The 14,771-nt window shown below is 55.9% G+C and carries 13 protein-coding genes; all 13 read left to right on the top strand.

The window, feature by feature from the left end; translation table 11 throughout:
- Positions 1 to 189: 189 nt before the first annotated feature.
- The 13 genes from RIN49_RS18665 to RIN49_RS18605 all read left to right on the top strand — a co-directional run bounded on the left by RIN49_RS18665 (position 190) and on the right by RIN49_RS18605 (position 14,769).
- Positions 190 to 2,127 (top strand): asparagine synthase-related protein, encoded by a 1,938-nt coding sequence (locus RIN49_RS18665; RefSeq protein ID WP_309121670.1) that lies wholly within the window; start codon positions 190 to 192, stop codon positions 2,125 to 2,127.
- A gap of 16 nt (positions 2,128 to 2,143) precedes the next feature.
- Positions 2,144 to 2,278 (top strand): paeninodin family lasso peptide, encoded by a 135-nt coding sequence (locus tag RIN49_RS18660; protein ID WP_309121669.1) that lies wholly within the window; start codon positions 2,144 to 2,146, stop codon positions 2,276 to 2,278.
- 94 nt (positions 2,279 to 2,372) lie between these two features.
- Entirely contained in the window at positions 2,373 to 3,344 is a 972-nt protein-coding gene (locus RIN49_RS18655) for a phosphoenolpyruvate carboxykinase (ATP) (RefSeq protein WP_309121668.1), read from the top strand.
- The gene (locus RIN49_RS18650) at positions 3,313 to 3,612 is read left to right on the top strand and encodes a lasso peptide biosynthesis PqqD family chaperone (protein WP_309121667.1); all 300 of its coding nucleotides are present in this window, start codon (positions 3,313 to 3,315) and stop codon (positions 3,610 to 3,612) included. Before RIN49_RS18655 ends, RIN49_RS18650 begins: the two co-directional genes overlap by 32 nt.
- Positions 3,609 to 4,067: a lasso peptide biosynthesis B2 protein gene (locus tag RIN49_RS18645; RefSeq protein ID WP_309121666.1), complete on the top strand. Its 459-nt coding sequence runs from the start codon at positions 3,609 to 3,611 to the stop codon at positions 4,065 to 4,067. The genes RIN49_RS18650 and RIN49_RS18645 overlap by 4 nt, the downstream gene beginning before the upstream one ends.
- Before the next feature lie 18 nt (positions 4,068 to 4,085).
- On the top strand, positions 4,086 to 5,267 hold the full coding sequence (locus tag RIN49_RS18640) for a nucleotidyltransferase domain-containing protein (RefSeq protein WP_309121665.1): 1,182 nt from the start codon (positions 4,086 to 4,088) through the stop codon (positions 5,265 to 5,267).
- Positions 5,268 to 5,286: 19 nt separating this feature from the next.
- Positions 5,287 to 7,074 (top strand): ABC transporter ATP-binding protein, encoded by a 1,788-nt coding sequence (locus RIN49_RS18635; protein ID WP_309121664.1) that lies wholly within the window; start codon positions 5,287 to 5,289, stop codon positions 7,072 to 7,074.
- A 342-nt stretch (positions 7,075 to 7,416) separates the two neighbouring features.
- Positions 7,417 to 9,243: a polysaccharide biosynthesis protein gene (locus RIN49_RS18630; protein WP_309121663.1), complete on the top strand. Its 1,827-nt coding sequence runs from the start codon at positions 7,417 to 7,419 to the stop codon at positions 9,241 to 9,243.
- 28 nt (positions 9,244 to 9,271) lie between these two features.
- On the top strand, positions 9,272 to 10,462 hold the full coding sequence (locus RIN49_RS18625; RefSeq protein ID WP_309121662.1) for a glycosyltransferase family 4 protein: 1,191 nt from the start codon (positions 9,272 to 9,274) through the stop codon (positions 10,460 to 10,462).
- Complete coding sequence (locus RIN49_RS18620; protein ID WP_309121661.1) at positions 10,395 to 11,735, top strand: nucleotide sugar dehydrogenase; 1,341 nt, start codon at positions 10,395 to 10,397, stop codon at positions 11,733 to 11,735. Before RIN49_RS18625 ends, RIN49_RS18620 begins: the two co-directional genes overlap by 68 nt.
- Before the next feature lie 3 nt (positions 11,736 to 11,738).
- Positions 11,739 to 12,719 (top strand): SDR family oxidoreductase, encoded by a 981-nt coding sequence (locus RIN49_RS18615; protein WP_309121660.1) that lies wholly within the window; start codon positions 11,739 to 11,741, stop codon positions 12,717 to 12,719.
- Between the two features lie 50 nt (positions 12,720 to 12,769).
- Positions 12,770 to 13,879: a glycosyltransferase family 1 protein gene (locus tag RIN49_RS18610; RefSeq protein ID WP_309121659.1), complete on the top strand. Its 1,110-nt coding sequence runs from the start codon at positions 12,770 to 12,772 to the stop codon at positions 13,877 to 13,879.
- 5 nt (positions 13,880 to 13,884) lie between these two features.
- Positions 13,885 to 14,769, top strand: a complete 885-nt coding sequence (locus RIN49_RS18605; protein WP_309121658.1) for a glycosyltransferase — start codon at positions 13,885 to 13,887, stop codon at positions 14,767 to 14,769.
- Positions 14,770 to 14,771: the final 2 nt, after the last annotated feature.

Genomic DNA, 14,771 nt, shown 5'->3' with positions numbered 1-14,771 from the left:
CGAACATAAATTGGGTGTGCTGTACTTTATAATGAACAACACATGACTCCATTATAGTTCTTTATTAAGAACGTATCAACAGGCTGTTTCTTAAGAATAATCAAGATGTTATTGACAACAATTCTATGGGATGATACGATGCAAATGTGTTCGTTATAAAGAATATTGTTCGCTATATCGGAGGATTCCATGAGCGCAATCGCTGGAATTGTTCATTTTCATAAAGAGCCGATTTCGGCGGATGACGGCACGGCGTTACTGGGGGCGCTTCGGAAATTCCCGGCGGACGACGTTCAAGCATGGCACGGGGAGCAGGCGTTCCTCGGCTGCCACGGCCAATGGATTACGCCGGAATCGATCGGGGAGCGAAATCCATACCACGATTCCGAACGGCGGCTAACGATCGCGTCCGACGCGATTCTCGACAACCGGGAAGAGCTGTTCGAGGCGCTGGGCGTGGAGTACGGCCGACGGCCGTCTACGACGGACGCGCAGCTCATCCTGCTCGCTTACGCCAAGTGGGGCGAGGAGGCGCCGGAGCGCTTCGTCGGAGACTTCGCCTTCCTCCTTTGGGACGAACGGGAGCGGAAGTTGTTCGGGGCGAGAGATTTCTCCGGCGCGAGGACGTTGTATTATTGCGGCGACGGGCGCCGGTTCGCATTTTGCACCGTCATGCAGCCGCTGCTTTCGCTGCCCGCCATGGAGCGGGAGCGCGCGCTGGATGAGCAATGGCTGGCGGACTTCCTGGCCATTCCGTTCACGGTCGATACGGTCGACGTGCATTCGACCGTATACCGGAGCATTCGGCAAGTCCCGCCGTCCCATTCCGTGACCGTACGCGCATCGGGCGTCTCCTTCCGGCGTTATAGCCTGCTGGAGCCGAAGTCGACCCTTCGATTGAAATCGAACGCGGAATACGAGGAGGCCTTAAGAGACGTATTCGACAGAGCGGTCAGAGCGAGACTTCGCACCCATCTCCGAGTCGGGGCGCAGCTGAGCGGCGGATTGGATTCGGGCAGCGTCGTCAGCTTCGCGGCCAAGGCGCTGCAGGAGGAGCAGAGGCGGCTGCATACGTTCAGTTACGTGCCGATCGAACGTTTTGCGGACTGGACGCCCCGGAGCAGGGTCGCCGACGAAACGCCGAACATTCGGGAGACGATCGATTACGTGGGCAATATCGAAGGGCATTTCATGAACTTCGGGGATAAGAGCCCTTATTCGGAAATCGACGATTGGTTGGATACGATGGAGACGCCATATAAGTTTTACGAGAATTCCTATTGGTTGAAGGGGATTTTCGAGGAAGCCGGACGGCGCGGGATCGGCGTGCTGCTCACGGGCCAGCGGGGGAACTGGACGATCTCCTGGGGGCACTCGTTGGATTACCAAGCCACGCTTCTTCAGCGCCTGCAGTGGGGCCGCTTGAATCGCGAGATGAAGATGTACGTTCGACAGGTGGGATCCTCCAGAAGACGGATCGTTCCGATCGTCGCGAAGAAGGCGTTCAGGCCTTTGCTCAATATTTGGACGCCCGGGGACGAGGATTACCACCCGAAGCTGATCAACCCCGGCTTCGCAAGTCATACGAAAGTGCTCGAGCGCATCTCGAGCGAGCGAATCAACATTACCGGGAAGCAAGAGAGCGTATATGCCGTGAGACGAAACCAGTTCCAACGGCTGTATTATTGGAATTTGAACGGAATGATCGGAACGAAGAGGTCCTTGCGTCACCGCGTCTGGGATCGAGATCCGACGAACGACCTGAACGTCATTCGCTTCTGTCTTTCCGTTCCGGAGGAGCAATTCGTCCAGGACGGAGTAGGGCGGTCCTTGATCCGGAGAGCGACGGAGCGATACTTGCCTGACCGGATTCGCCTCAACCAGCGCGTTCGCGGCATCCAAGGGGCGGACGGCATCGTGCGGATGGCGCCGGACTGGAATGCGTTCGTCGGCGAGGCCGAGGGCGTGCTGAGGGACCCGGTTATGTCCGAGTACTTGAATGTGGAAGTGCTGAAGGGCGCGCTCTCCCGTATTCGAGAGCCGAAGCCGGAGCTGGTGTTCGAAACCGACTTCCGGATGATTATGAGGAGCTTGATCTTCGGTCGATTTATGAAAGCCCATACTTGAAAGGAGGTGAGAACCTATGAACAATGCGAAGAAAGCATGGAGCGCACCTTCCCTGGAAACGTTGGACATCGGCATGACGATGGCCGGCCCCGGGATTAAGACGCCGGACGGGGTGCAGCCGGACCCGACAGAAGTCATTCACTACAGCTAGTAGGTACATAATTTCGTTCCTTCCGCCAGCCCTTATACCGAATCAGTATAAGGGCTTTCGGCCTACACTTTTCGCGCATGGACGGAGTGACAAGATGGACGGTAGCGCAACAACCGCGATTTACGAAGCGTTCGGCTTCCGGGTAAGCAGCGAGTTCCTCATGCCTGAGCTTACGATGCATGAGGATCGATCCTATGCCGATATTCGGATTCGGCAGTCGGACCTCTCCCCGCTTTGGCGGGAAGTCGACCATTCCGGCAAGCTCGTCTACGCGGTAGAGGATCGGATCCTTTTTCGCGTGCCCGATACCGCGATATTCAGCATCGCTTCCGGAAACACGATTCTAGTCTCCCCATCCGATGGCATGGAAGAAGATAAGATGCGCCTCTATTTACTGGGAACCTGTATGGCGATTGTCCTATTGCAGCGAAAAATACTTCCCTTGCATGGGAGTGCGATAAAGCTGGGGGATATGGCGTACGCCATCGTCGGCGAGTCCGGGGCCGGGAAATCGACCTTGGCGTCGATGCTCATGCGATACGGCTACCCCTTGGTGAGCGACGACCTGATCGCCGTCTCCTTCGAAACCGAATCCGGCGGCGCCCGCCGCGGGCCGGAAATCATTCCGTCTTTCCCGCAGCAGAAGCTGTGGTCGGAAAGCCTCCGGCGATTGGAGATGAAGATCGGCGACTATCGACCGCTCTTCGAGAGGGAAAACAAATACGCGGTTCCGATCAAAGACCGGTTTTACGGGAAGCGGCTCCCGTTCGGCGGCGTCTTCGAGCTGGTGAAAACCGAGGAAGGCAACGTCGACGTCGCGGCTCTAAGGGGGTTGGAAGCGGTTCGAGCCTTGTACCGACATACGTTCCGGAACTTCTTCGTGCCGATGCTCGGATTGCAGCAATGGCATCTCGACGTATCCGTACAATTGCTTCAATGCATTCAAGTGCGGCAGCTGCGGCGGCCCTCGAACGGGGATACGATCGTTCAGCTGGCGGAATCCATCATCTCGATAGCGAATAGGGGGAATCAGGATGCAGCGCGCCAATCTTCTTCATTCTCGTGATACGGTCGTTCAAGGGAAGGATCACATCGTCAGCGATATGGACGGGGAGAAAGTGATGTTGAGCATTCGCAACGGAAAGTACTACAACTTAGGCGAAATCGGCGGAGACATCTGGGACCTGATCGCCTCGCCGTCCCGAATCGAAGCGGTCGTCGACGCCTTGCTTGCGCGTTACGACGTCGAGCGGGACCAATGCGAAGAACATGTCCTTACGTTCCTTGCCCGCTTGGCCGACGAGAAGCTGATCGAGGTGGAGCGGTTCGAATGAGCCTCCTTCGCAAATGGAACCGGATCTGGACGCTGGACGGAGAGACCCGGCTCTTGTTCGCGGAAGCATACCTCTACTTGGGCTGGGCGCGCATTCTCCTGTTTTTTCCCTTCTCCCGCATTGCGTTCACCCTAGGCGCCCATATGAAAGAAACTCCGACGGTCGCGTCGGTCGAAGAAGCGAGAGTCGCGAGGCGCATCTCGGCGGCCGTGCAATGCGTCAGCCGGCACACGTTCTGGGAAAGCAAATGTTTCGTACGCGCGATTTCCTGCCAGAGGATGCTTCGCCGACGGGGCATCTCCAGTACCTTGTATTTGGGAACGGGGCGGGACGAAAGCGGCGGCTTAGCGGCTCATGCGTGGCTCCGGAGCGGCGCGTTGTATGTATCGGGCCGGGAAGAGATGCACCGCTTTACGGTCGTCGGCACGTTCGCCGATTCGAACCATAATTCTTAATGATAGAAGGGGAGACGAATGAAGCGCGACAGTGTTCTTACGATCACTTCCTTATCCAACGAAATGAAGCTCTTGGTCGCTCTCCTTGCCGCGGACAACGAAGGGGAAGGCGCCGCCGCGGACGAAGCCCTGTATCGGGACATTGAATGGAGCCAATTTTTGGCGCTGGTGAGACATCATCGCGTGTTTCCCCAGCTGTACGTTACGTTGAAGCGGGTGCCGAAGGCTCCGATCCCCCCTTATGTCATGCAAGTGCTGAAGCGGGACTATCGGCAAAATACGATCCGAATGCTGCACCTGGCCGGCGAGATGGAGACGATCGGCCACCTGCTCGCGTCGAACGGGATTCGCGCGTTGTTCCTGAAAGGGCCGTCGCTGGCTCACCAGCTGTATGGAGATATCTCCCTTCGAACGTCGGGGGATATCGATCTGTTGATCCCGTTGCGCGACTTGGATGCGGCGGACCGGCTGCTGCAGGAGAACGGGTACGAGAAGGAAGAGTCCGTCGAGGCGCTGCTGGGCGATTGGAAGTGGCGGCGTCATCATGTGAACTACGCTCACCCGGAGAAGAAGACGAAGGTGGAGGTACACTGGAGACTTCACCCGGGACCCGCGAAGTCTCCTTCGTTCGACGAGCTGTGGGAGCGGAAGGCGGCGTGCAAAATTACGAACGTCGCGTTGTTCCAGCTCGGGAACGATGATTTGCTGCTCTATTTAGCGACTCACGGCGCGAGACACGGGTGGTCCCGGCTGCGCTGGCTGGCGGACGTCGATCGGCTCTTGAAGCAAACGATTGCGTGGGGACCCTTGCTGAGACGGGCGCGGCGCAACTGGCAGGAGCAGCTGCTGGGTCAGGCGCTGCTGTTGGCGACGGAGTTGCTCAATACGAAGGTGGACGAACGGACCTCTGACCTTCTTCGGTCCAACCGGGCGAAACGGATCGCCCAGGGGGCCATGTTTTATTTGGAGCGCACGGTCAATTTGCATTCGACTCCGATCGAGGAAGAAGTCGCGTCCTATCATCAGCGGTATTTGTTCGCGCTTATGGGGTCGCGGCAGAAGGTCTTATTCGTATTGAGCTTCTTGCATCCGTATTCGTCTGACGCGCAATTACTGCCGCTTCCGAAGCCGCTGCACTTTTTATATTATCCGCTGCGGCCGGTGCTGTGGGCTTGGCGAAGAACGAAAAAAACGGCTTAGCGCTAAGGGGGTGGGCTTGGTGAAAGCCATCGCCATCGTATGTAAAAGATTGATCGAGACCGAAGGTCTAAAGCTGGGGTACCACCTCTTCGGTATGGTCATGGTCAGCTTGTTCGCGGGCATCGGAACGTTCCTGCTCATCCCGCTGATCAGCCTCAGCGGCTTGACCGAGACGACCGCGAAGCTTCCGCTGCTTACGCCGCTGATCGAGGCGCTTGGCGCGTTCCCTCCCGCAGCGAGTTTAGGCATCGTGCTTTCGGCATATGCGGCGGTCATGCTGGGGCAATTCGCGCTTCAGCGCACAGTGACGATCCGGAATGTGCGGCTCATGAATCGGTTCGGAGAAGATGTCCGGCTGGAGACGTACCGGGGAATCATGAACGCCGAGTGGCCGTTCTTCCTTCGGAAGAAACGGACGGACTTGACGAACGCGCTCAGTATGGAAATGGCCCGCGTCATTCACGGCACCTTCCTGGTGATGCAGGTGGCGGCCTCGCTTATCTTCATGGTCATCCAGGTCGGGTTAGCGTTCTGGCTCGCGCCCGGGGTGACCGCGTTCGTGTTGGCATGCGGCACGGTCCTAGCCGTATTCTCCAACCGCTATATTAAGAAGGCTAAAGCTTTGGGCGGACAGAGCTCCACCTTGGCACAGGCTTATTTATCCGAAATTACGGATCAATTGAACGGAATGAAGGAAATCAAAAGCAACAATCTGACCGCTTATCGGTGGGACGGCTATCGGAAGCTCGTAAAGGAGATGACGTTGGAATCGGCGGGATATATCCGAATGAAGTCCGGTTCGGATTTTCTTTATAAAGCGGCCTCCACCTTGTTTATTTCGGCGTTCCTTTACGTCTCGGCGACCGCGTTTCATGCGCAGCTGGATCAATTGCTCATCGTCGTCGTCATCTTCGCGCGGCTATGGCCGATCTTTACGGGCTTGCAAGCCTCGCTGCAACAGCTTGCTGCCGCCCTTCCGGCTTTCGTGTCCGTGACGGAGCTGCAGGAGGAATGCAAGCGCGCCTCCGAGAGGACGGACGCGAACGCGGGTAAGATCGCCCTGACCCACGGCGTCGAGTGCCGGGACGTCTCGTTCCGCTACGAAGAGGACAACGGAGTCAGCGCGTTGGAACATGTGAACTTGTTCATTCCGGCGAACGGCATGACGGCGATCGTCGGACGCTCCGGGGCGGGGAAAAGCACGCTCATCGACGTCTTGATGGGATTGATCCGGCCTCAGCGGGGGCAGGTGTCGATCGACGGCCGGCCGTTGGACGAAGCCGGTATTCCACAGCTGCGCAATTCGATCAGTTATGTGCCCCAAGACCCATATTTATTCGGCGGCACGATTCGGGAAAACTTCATGCTGGCGCAGCCGGACGCGAAGGAAGCCGACCTGTGGGAAGCGTTGGAGTTCGCTTCCGCGGCGTCGTTCGTGCGGAAGCTTCCGGACGGACTCGACACCCCGATCGGCGATAGAGGCATCCGCCTGTCGGGAGGGGAGCGGCAGCGTCTCGTCCTCGCCCGGGCGATGCTGCGGAAGCCGTCGATCCTCATCATGGACGAGGCGACCAGCGCGCTCGACGCGGAGAACGAAACGAACATTCAGTCGGCGTTGGAAGCGTTGAAGGGGACCATGACCGTCATCGTCATCGCCCATCGCTTCTCGACCATCCGGAGCGCGGATCAAGTCGTGGTCCTGGACGAGGGTCGAATCGTGCAGCGCGGGTCCTTCGCGCAGCTCTCGGAGGAGACCGACGGCCTGTTCCAAGTGCTGCTGGGCAATCAACGGAAGCTGGCGATGTGAGGGGTGCGGAGGAGAGGGCTAAAATGTGTTGACATGTTCACTATAAAGAACTAATATTAGGTCAAGAGTACTGAATAGCGAACATTCTCTTTTTTTTGTTCGCTCGTTCTCAATTGAGAACAGCACCTTCGGTGATGTCTCCTGACCGTTATCAAGCGGAGGCACTCGGCCATGCTGTGGGTCTTGGGACCTTAGACGCAAGTCGTCAAGGGTGTGGCGTGAGGACGGGTTCGATGCCCTATAAGGGTCATATGGCCCTGTTCTTAAATTTTTTAACCGTACGGTTTTTTCGAAAACCGTGCGGTTAAAAAATTTAAGCCAATCCGTTAAGGAGGAAGTCCATTGACATACCGGAAGCGATTTTCGTTGTTGATCCTTATCGATTCAGTCATCGTTCTGAGCGCCGTATTCATCAGCCGATTCTTAATCGACGTCGGATCGAACGACGTCACGGCGCCGCTGCTCGTCAGTTCGTTGACGTTGATGGTCAGTCACCACTTTTTCGCGTACAGATACAAGCTTTACAAGAAAGCCTGGGAATACGCCAGCTTCGGCGAGATGCTCATCATCGTCAAGTCCGTAAGCTTTTCCATCGCGACAGCCGCTCTTATCCAGCTCCTCATCGTCCAGGACGTTTACATTCGGATTCTCGCCATAACGTGGATGCTCCACATGCTGTTTATCGGCGGATCTCGTCTGGCGTGGAGAATTTACCGGGACGCCCGTTACCCGAAAGTGCAAAACAAGAATCGGACATTGATCGTCGGAGCCGGTTCGGCCGGAACGATGGTCGCTAGACAACTCTTAAACAATAAGGATTCGGAGTTGCTGCCCGTAGCGTTCATCGATGACGACGCAAATAAACATCGGTTGGATATTATGGGGATCCCCGTGATCGGCGGCGTGAGCCACATCGAGGCAACGGTTCAGCGCATGGCCATCGAGAACATCATCATCGCGATCCCTTCGTTAGGTCGGAAGGGGATCAATACCATTTTCCAGGAATGCGTAAAGACGACAGCCAAAACGAAGATTCTCCCGATGCTCGAGGATTTGGTTACGGGGAAAGTTTCCGTCAGCCAATTCCGCGACGTGCAGGTCGAAGACCTACTGGGACGGGAGCCGATCGAACTGGATATCGAAGGCATCTCGGAATACGTCACCGACAGAGTCGTATTGGTTACCGGCGCAGGCGGTTCTATCGGTTCGGAAATTTGCAGGCAGGTCGCCAAGTTCCATCCAAGAACGCTGGTTCTTCTGGGACACGGCGAGAACAGCATCTACGCGATCGAAATGGCGCTGCGGGAAACGGTTCCCGCCTCTTCGATTCAAATCGTGACGGAGATCGCGGACATCCAAGACGCGAAAAAAATGATGAAAGTCATGCAGCATTATCGTCCGGACGTGGTGTACCATGCAGCCGCGCACAAGCATGTGCCGCTAATGGAACGGAACCCGGAGGAAGCGATCAAGAACAACATCCTCGGTACGATGAACGTGGCCAAGGCGGCCGGGCGATACGGGGTCGACACCTTCGTCATGATCTCCACGGATAAAGCGGTAAACCCGACGAGCGTCATGGGAGCGAGCAAACGGTTGGCGGAAATGATCGTTCAGCATATGGATACGGTCGGCAACACGAAGTTCGTCGCCGTCCGTTTCGGGAATGTGCTGGGGAGCCGGGGCAGCGTCATCCCCCTGTTTAAGAAGCAGATCGAAAGAGGAGGTCCCGTCACGGTCACGCATCCCGATATGGTTCGATACTTCATGACCATACCGGAGGCATCCCGGCTGGTCATTCAAGCTGGAGCTCTGGCGAAAGGCGGGGAAATCTTCGTGCTCGACATGGGCGAACCGGTCAAAATCGTGGATCTTGCGATGAACATGATTAAGTTGTCCGGGAACTCCGTGGAAGAGACGGGGATCGAGTTTACGGGAATTCGGCCGGGGGAGAAGCTGTTCGAGGAATTGCTTAAGAAGGACGAGGTGCTGGAGCAACAGGTTTATCCGAAAATATACGTAGGAAAGACCTCCAGTCTTTACATAGAAGAGATCGAGGATTTGATCGCCGCATACCCGAGCATGGAAGCCTCGGAAATCAGAAAAGCCTTGCTAGACCTGGCAAACAATAAGCTCGCGGCTAAAGAATTATTATCGATTCCAAGCTGAGCGGGCGTACGGAGAGGGCGAACGGGGGATGAAAATCCTAATTTTGGCAGGGTATACTCCGTCGTTAATCAATTTCCGCGGCGACTTCATTCGAGAGATGGTCGCGCGAGGTCACGAGGTCGTCGCGGTCGGTCCGGAGGCGGGGTTCGAGGAAGAGGTGGCGGCATTAGGAGCTACCTTCGTCCGATTGGCCTTCGACAGGACGGGGATAAATCCGCTGAGCGATCTTGCTTTGATTCGGAGGATGATAGGGCTGATCAAAGCGCAGAAACCCGACGTCGTGTTCGGATACACGATGAAACCCGTCATCTACGGGTCGATCGCTGCGCGACTGTCCGGCGTCAAGCGCGTGTTTTCAATGGTTACCGGATTGGGCTACGTATTTCTGGCGAACGGCGCGAAGGCGTACGTCATCCGAAATATCAGCAAGATGATTTACTATGTAGGGCTGAAATGCAGTACGAAAGTGTTTTTCCAGAATCCCGACGACCGGGGGGAATTCATTCGGGCCGGCCTGGTCGGCAAGTCGAAATGCGTGTTGATCCACGGCTCCGGGGTCAACTTGGAGAAGTTCGCCAGCGCGCCGCTCCCCGATCGGCCGATCTTTCTCATGATCTGCCGCATCCTGAAGGATAAGGGCGTGCTGGAATACCTCGAGGCGGCAAGAAGGGTCAAGGCATCGTTCCCCGAAGCTCGCTTTCAATTGTTGGGACCGTTCGACGTAAATCCGAACGCCTTGTCGATGGAAGACATTCGGCCGTATGTCGATGACGGAACCGTCGAGTATCTCGGGGAGACGAAAGACGTTAGGCCTTATCTTGCGGCATGTTCGGTGTATGTTCTCCCCTCCTACCGCGAAGGAACGCCTCGTACCGTCCTTGAGGCGATGGCTATGGGCAGGCCGGTCATTACAACCGATGTTCCCGGGTGTCGGGAGACGGTGGTCGACGGGATGAACGGGTTCCTCGTACCGGCGAAGACCGTCGAGCCGTTGGCGGAGAAGCTGCGGTGGGTGATCGGCCATCCGAACGAGGCGATGAAGATGGCGAAGGCCAGCTTGGCGATATGCCGCGACAAGTACGACGTCCGGAAAGTGAATGAGTCGATCTTGGCGGCGATGGATCTGAATTCAATGAATGGGAGTGTTCATGATGATAGAAGAATTGGAGATCGGGCAGGCCAATACATACCGTCCGGCGGGGAGACGGAAAGTCGATAACGTCCATATCGCAGTAATCGGGCTCGGTTATGTCGGACTTCCGCTGGCCGTGGCCTTCGCCAAGAAGACGGCCGTTATCGGTTTCGACATCGACGAAGAGAAGGTCGAGCGGTATCGGCAGGGGATCGACGTCACGAACGAAGTAGGCAGCGAAGCGTTGCGCCATTCCTCCATTCGGTTTACAAGCGATCCGAGCGAAATCGGGCAAGCCAATTTCATCATCGTGGCCGTTCCTACTCCGATCGATCAACATAACAATCCGGATTTGCACGCGATGGTCGCGACCAGCAGAATCGTCGGGCGGCACATGTCCAGAGGAACGGTCATCGTGTACGAGTCGACCGTGTACCCAGGGGTTACGGAGGAGGTATGCGTTCCGATTCTCGAAGCGGAATCCGGGTTCGCATGCGGCATCGATTTCAAGGTAGGGTACTCTCCCGAACGAATTAACCCCGGAGATAAAGTGCACCGACTCGAGAGCATTACGAAGATCGTAGCCGGTATGGACGAGGAAAGCTTGGGGTATATCGGCGATGTATACGAGTTGGTCGTGGAGGCCGGAATTTACAAAGCTCCTTCGATTAAGGTAGCCGAAGCGGCGAAGGTGATCGAGAACGCGCAAAGAGATATTAATATCGCCTTCGTCAACGAGCTGGCCATTATTTTCAACCGTATGGGGATCGATACGCACGAGGTGCTTCGAGCGGCAGGCACCAAGTGGAACTTCCTCGATTTCCGTCCGGGACTCGTCGGCGGGCATTGCATCGGCGTCGATCCCTATTACTTGACGTTCAAGGCCCAGGAGGTCGGTTATCATCCCGAGGTCATTTTGGCCGGCCGCCGCATTAACGACAACATGGGGAAGTACGTAGCGGAAAATGTGGTGAAGCAATTAATTCGGGATCATTGCCCGATTCATGGCGCGAAGGTGCTGGTCATGGGGATCACGTTCAAAGAAAACGTTCCCGACGTCCGCAATTCGAAAGCGATCGATATCATTCGCGAGCTCGAGGACTACGGAATCTCTACCTATGTAACGGATCCCCATGCGGACCCTTACGAGGTGTGGCGGGAGTACGGGTTCGAGCTCTCTGCGGAGATTCCGCAGGTAGACGCGGTCATCCTCGCCGTCAATCACAAGGAATTCGTGACGATGTCCTTAGACGAGTTGCGCAGCCGACTGAAGCAGGGACGCAATGTGCTCATCGATGTGAAGGGCGTATTTAATAGAACGGCCGCCGAAGCGGACGGATTTAAATATTGGAGGTTGTAGCTCTTGGGATATCGCGACGTAAGTTTTCGGGAGGGGACGACATTCCTTGTCACCGGAGCGGCCGGCTTCATCGGATCGAACCTAGTGGAGGTTCTGCTAGGAATGGGGATGAGGGTTAGGGGGCTGGATAACCTGTCCACGGGGAAACGGGAAAACGTCGAGGCGTTCGCCGGAAATCCAAGCTTCGCCTTCATCGAGGGCGACATCCGCGATTTCGACGTCTGCGCGGCTTCCTGCGAGGGCGTCGAATTCGTCCTCCATCAGGCTGCGCTCGGGTCGGTTCCGCGCTCCGTAGAGTACCCGCTCTTATACGAAGAAAATAATATTCAAGGAACGCTTCACATGATGGAGGCGGCGCGGCGAGCCGGGACGGTGAAGAGGTTTGTATTCGCGTCTTCCTCTTCCGTGTACGGCGATTCGAGCGCGCTGCCGAAGCGGGAAGGAGAGGAAGGCGGGCTGCTCTCTCCTTACGCGGTCACCAAGCGGGTGAACGAGCATTACGGAGCGGTGTACTCCCGCTTGTACGGTCTTGGGTGCATCGGCTTACGCTACTTTAACGTGTTCGGCCGTAGACAAGATCCCTACTCCCAGTATGCGGCGGTCATTCCTTTGTTCGCGAAGAAGCTGCTGGCGGGCGAACCGCCAACGATCAACGGGGACGGGGAGCAAAGCCGGGATTTCACCTACATCGAGAATGTGATCGAAGCCAATCTCAAGGCATGCGCGGCTCCGGACGAAGCTTGCGGTCAGTCGTATAACATCGCCTATGGGGAAAAATACACTGTAAATCAAATGTATCGGAAAATGTGCGAGCTGCTGGAGCTCGAGGTATCGCCCGTATACGGTCAACAGCGTTCGGGAGATATCATGCATTCGCTGGCCGATATTTCGAGAGCCCGTCGCCTGCTCGGCTACGAACCTTCCTGGGGGTTCGAACGCGGCTTCGAACAATCGGTAAGCTGGTACAAACAATATCTCGGATAACTCTCCGCCGGCGGAGGGTTTCTTTTTTTTCGCGGGAGGCGGAGCGAGTCGTGATTCGAATTCTACATGCCATTGGAAACATGAACCGCGGCGGCGCGGAAACGTTAATTATGAATCTCTATCGGAACATCGACCGGTCGAGGATCCAATTCGATTTCCTGGTTCATCGACCGACTCCGGGAGCGTTCGAAGAGGAAATCTTGGAGTTGGGCGGGCGCATCTTCCGCGTGCCTTACGGAATCGGCTCCGGACATTTCGCTTATGTAAGAGCGCTGGATCGATTTTTCCGCGAGCATCCGGAATACAAGATCGTTCATTCTCACATGAACGAAGCGAGCGGAATCATACTTCGTTCGGCTAAGAAAGCCAAGGTGCCCGTGCGAATCGCGCATAGCCATACGAGTTACCCGATGTATCCTCTGGTGAAGAAGCTATATTTCCAAGGCTATGCAAGGAAGCTTCTCCCCCGTAACGCAAACCATTATTTCGCTTGCTCTTCGAGGGCGGGGGAGTATCTGTTCGGCGACGGGATCGCAAGGAGCGGGAGGATGACGCTGCTGCGCAACGGCGTCGCGGCCTCCGAGTTCTCCTTCGATCCGAACGCCAGGGCGAAGACGAGGGCGGAGCTCGGTTTGCATTCCGATGCATTCGTGATCGGGCATATCGGCAGCTTTCGCAAGGTGAAAAATCACACGTTCCTATTGGACGTCTTTGCGGAAATCAGCCAACGGCAGAAGAACGCCGTATTGGCGCTGGCGGGCGACGGCGAGCTTCGCCAGGAGATGGAACGGAAGGCCGATCTTCTCGGCGTCAGGCCGAACGTTCGATTCTTGGGGGTGCGCGACGACGTGCAGCGGATCATGCAGGCGATAGATGTTTTCGTTCTCCCTTCCTTGTATGAAGGGCTGCCGGTAACGCTCGTCGAGGCGCAGTCGGCGGGGTTGCGCTGCGTGATTTCGGATACGATTACGAAAGAAGCGGATTTCGGCGCCGGACTAATCGAATACGCAGCATTGAACGACATCGCCGAGTGGACGTGCAAAATCTTGCAGCCCGCTGTCGAACGGCGGGATACGGCTCAATTGGTGCGCAATAGCGGTTACGAAATTAAGGATATATGCGAATCCGTCCAAAAATTTTATATCAACGCATGGAGATGATCGGGATGCCTACGCTTACGGTCTTTACGCCGACGTTTAATCGAGGATACATACTATCGCGATGCTACGAAAGTTTAAAGCGTCAAACGAATAAAGATTTCGTTTGGTTAATCGTCGACGACGGTTCCTCCGATCATACCCGCGACATGGTGGAAGGGTGGGCGGAGGAAGGAATCGTTCCGATCCGATACCATTGGCAGGAAAATCAGGGGATGCACGGCGCCCATAACGCCGCGTACGAACTTATCGAAACCGAATTGAATGTATGCATCGATTCTGACGACTATATGCCGGACGACGCCGTGGAAAACATCGTTTCCTTTTGGCGGAAGCACGGGAGCGACCGCGTTAGCGGAATCGTCGGACTCGATTCCGATATCCAGGGCCGAATCATCGGTTCCAAGCTTCCCGATCATATTCCAACGTCTACGTTGTTTGACTTGTACCACAAGCACGGCGTCACCGGCGACAAGAAGGTCGTGTATCGTTCCGAGCTGACGAAGAGGTATCCGTATCCGTTGTTTACCGGCGAGAAACTCGTCGCCCTGTCGTATAAGTACTACATGTTGGATCGGGACTATGAAATGTTAACGATGAATCAAGTGATTTGCTGCGTCGAATATCTCCCGGACGGGTCGACCCGGAACATCCTGAGTCAGTATACGAAAAATCCGAGAGGGTTTTCGTTTTATCGGAAGGAGCTTATGAAGTTACCCTTCGGAAGCAAACCGTTCAAATTTAAGCAAGCCGTACACTACGTATCCAGCAGCTTGTTGTCCGCGAACAACAAATTCCTGCGCGAATCCCCGGACCCCAAGCTTACGTTGACGGCGATCCCGTTAGGAATAGCGCTGTACTTTTACCTCTTGTGGAAGAAGAAGGCTGCATAGGC

The organism is Paenibacillus sp. (assembly GCF_031177825.1).
Taxonomy (GTDB): domain Bacteria; phylum Bacillota; class Bacilli; order Paenibacillales; family YIM-B00363; genus Paenibacillus_AE.
This window is presented reverse-complemented; position numbering and strand designations above follow the sequence as displayed.

Excerpts from the sequence above, each read along its gene's own strand:
- RIN49_RS18655 (WP_309121668.1), top strand. The coding sequence starts at position 2,373 with ATGGACGGTAGCGCAACAACCGCGATTTACGAAGCGTTCGGCTTCCGG.
- RIN49_RS18650 (WP_309121667.1), top strand. The coding sequence starts at position 3,313 with ATGCAGCGCGCCAATCTTCTTCATTCTCGTGATACGGTCGTTCAAGGG.
- RIN49_RS18640 (WP_309121665.1), top strand. The coding sequence starts at position 4,086 with ATGAAGCGCGACAGTGTTCTTACGATCACTTCCTTATCCAACGAAATG.
- RIN49_RS18605 (WP_309121658.1), top strand. The coding sequence starts at position 13,885 with ATGCCTACGCTTACGGTCTTTACGCCGACGTTTAATCGAGGATACATA.
- RIN49_RS18625 (WP_309121662.1), top strand. The coding sequence starts at position 9,272 with ATGAAAATCCTAATTTTGGCAGGGTATACTCCGTCGTTAATCAATTTC.
- RIN49_RS18620 (WP_309121661.1), top strand. The coding sequence starts at position 10,395 with ATGATAGAAGAATTGGAGATCGGGCAGGCCAATACATACCGTCCGGCG.
- RIN49_RS18645 (WP_309121666.1), top strand. The coding sequence starts at position 3,609 with ATGAGCCTCCTTCGCAAATGGAACCGGATCTGGACGCTGGACGGAGAG.
- RIN49_RS18660 (WP_309121669.1), top strand. The coding sequence starts at position 2,144 with ATGAACAATGCGAAGAAAGCATGGAGCGCACCTTCCCTGGAAACGTTG.
- RIN49_RS18665 (WP_309121670.1), top strand. The coding sequence starts at position 190 with ATGAGCGCAATCGCTGGAATTGTTCATTTTCATAAAGAGCCGATTTCG.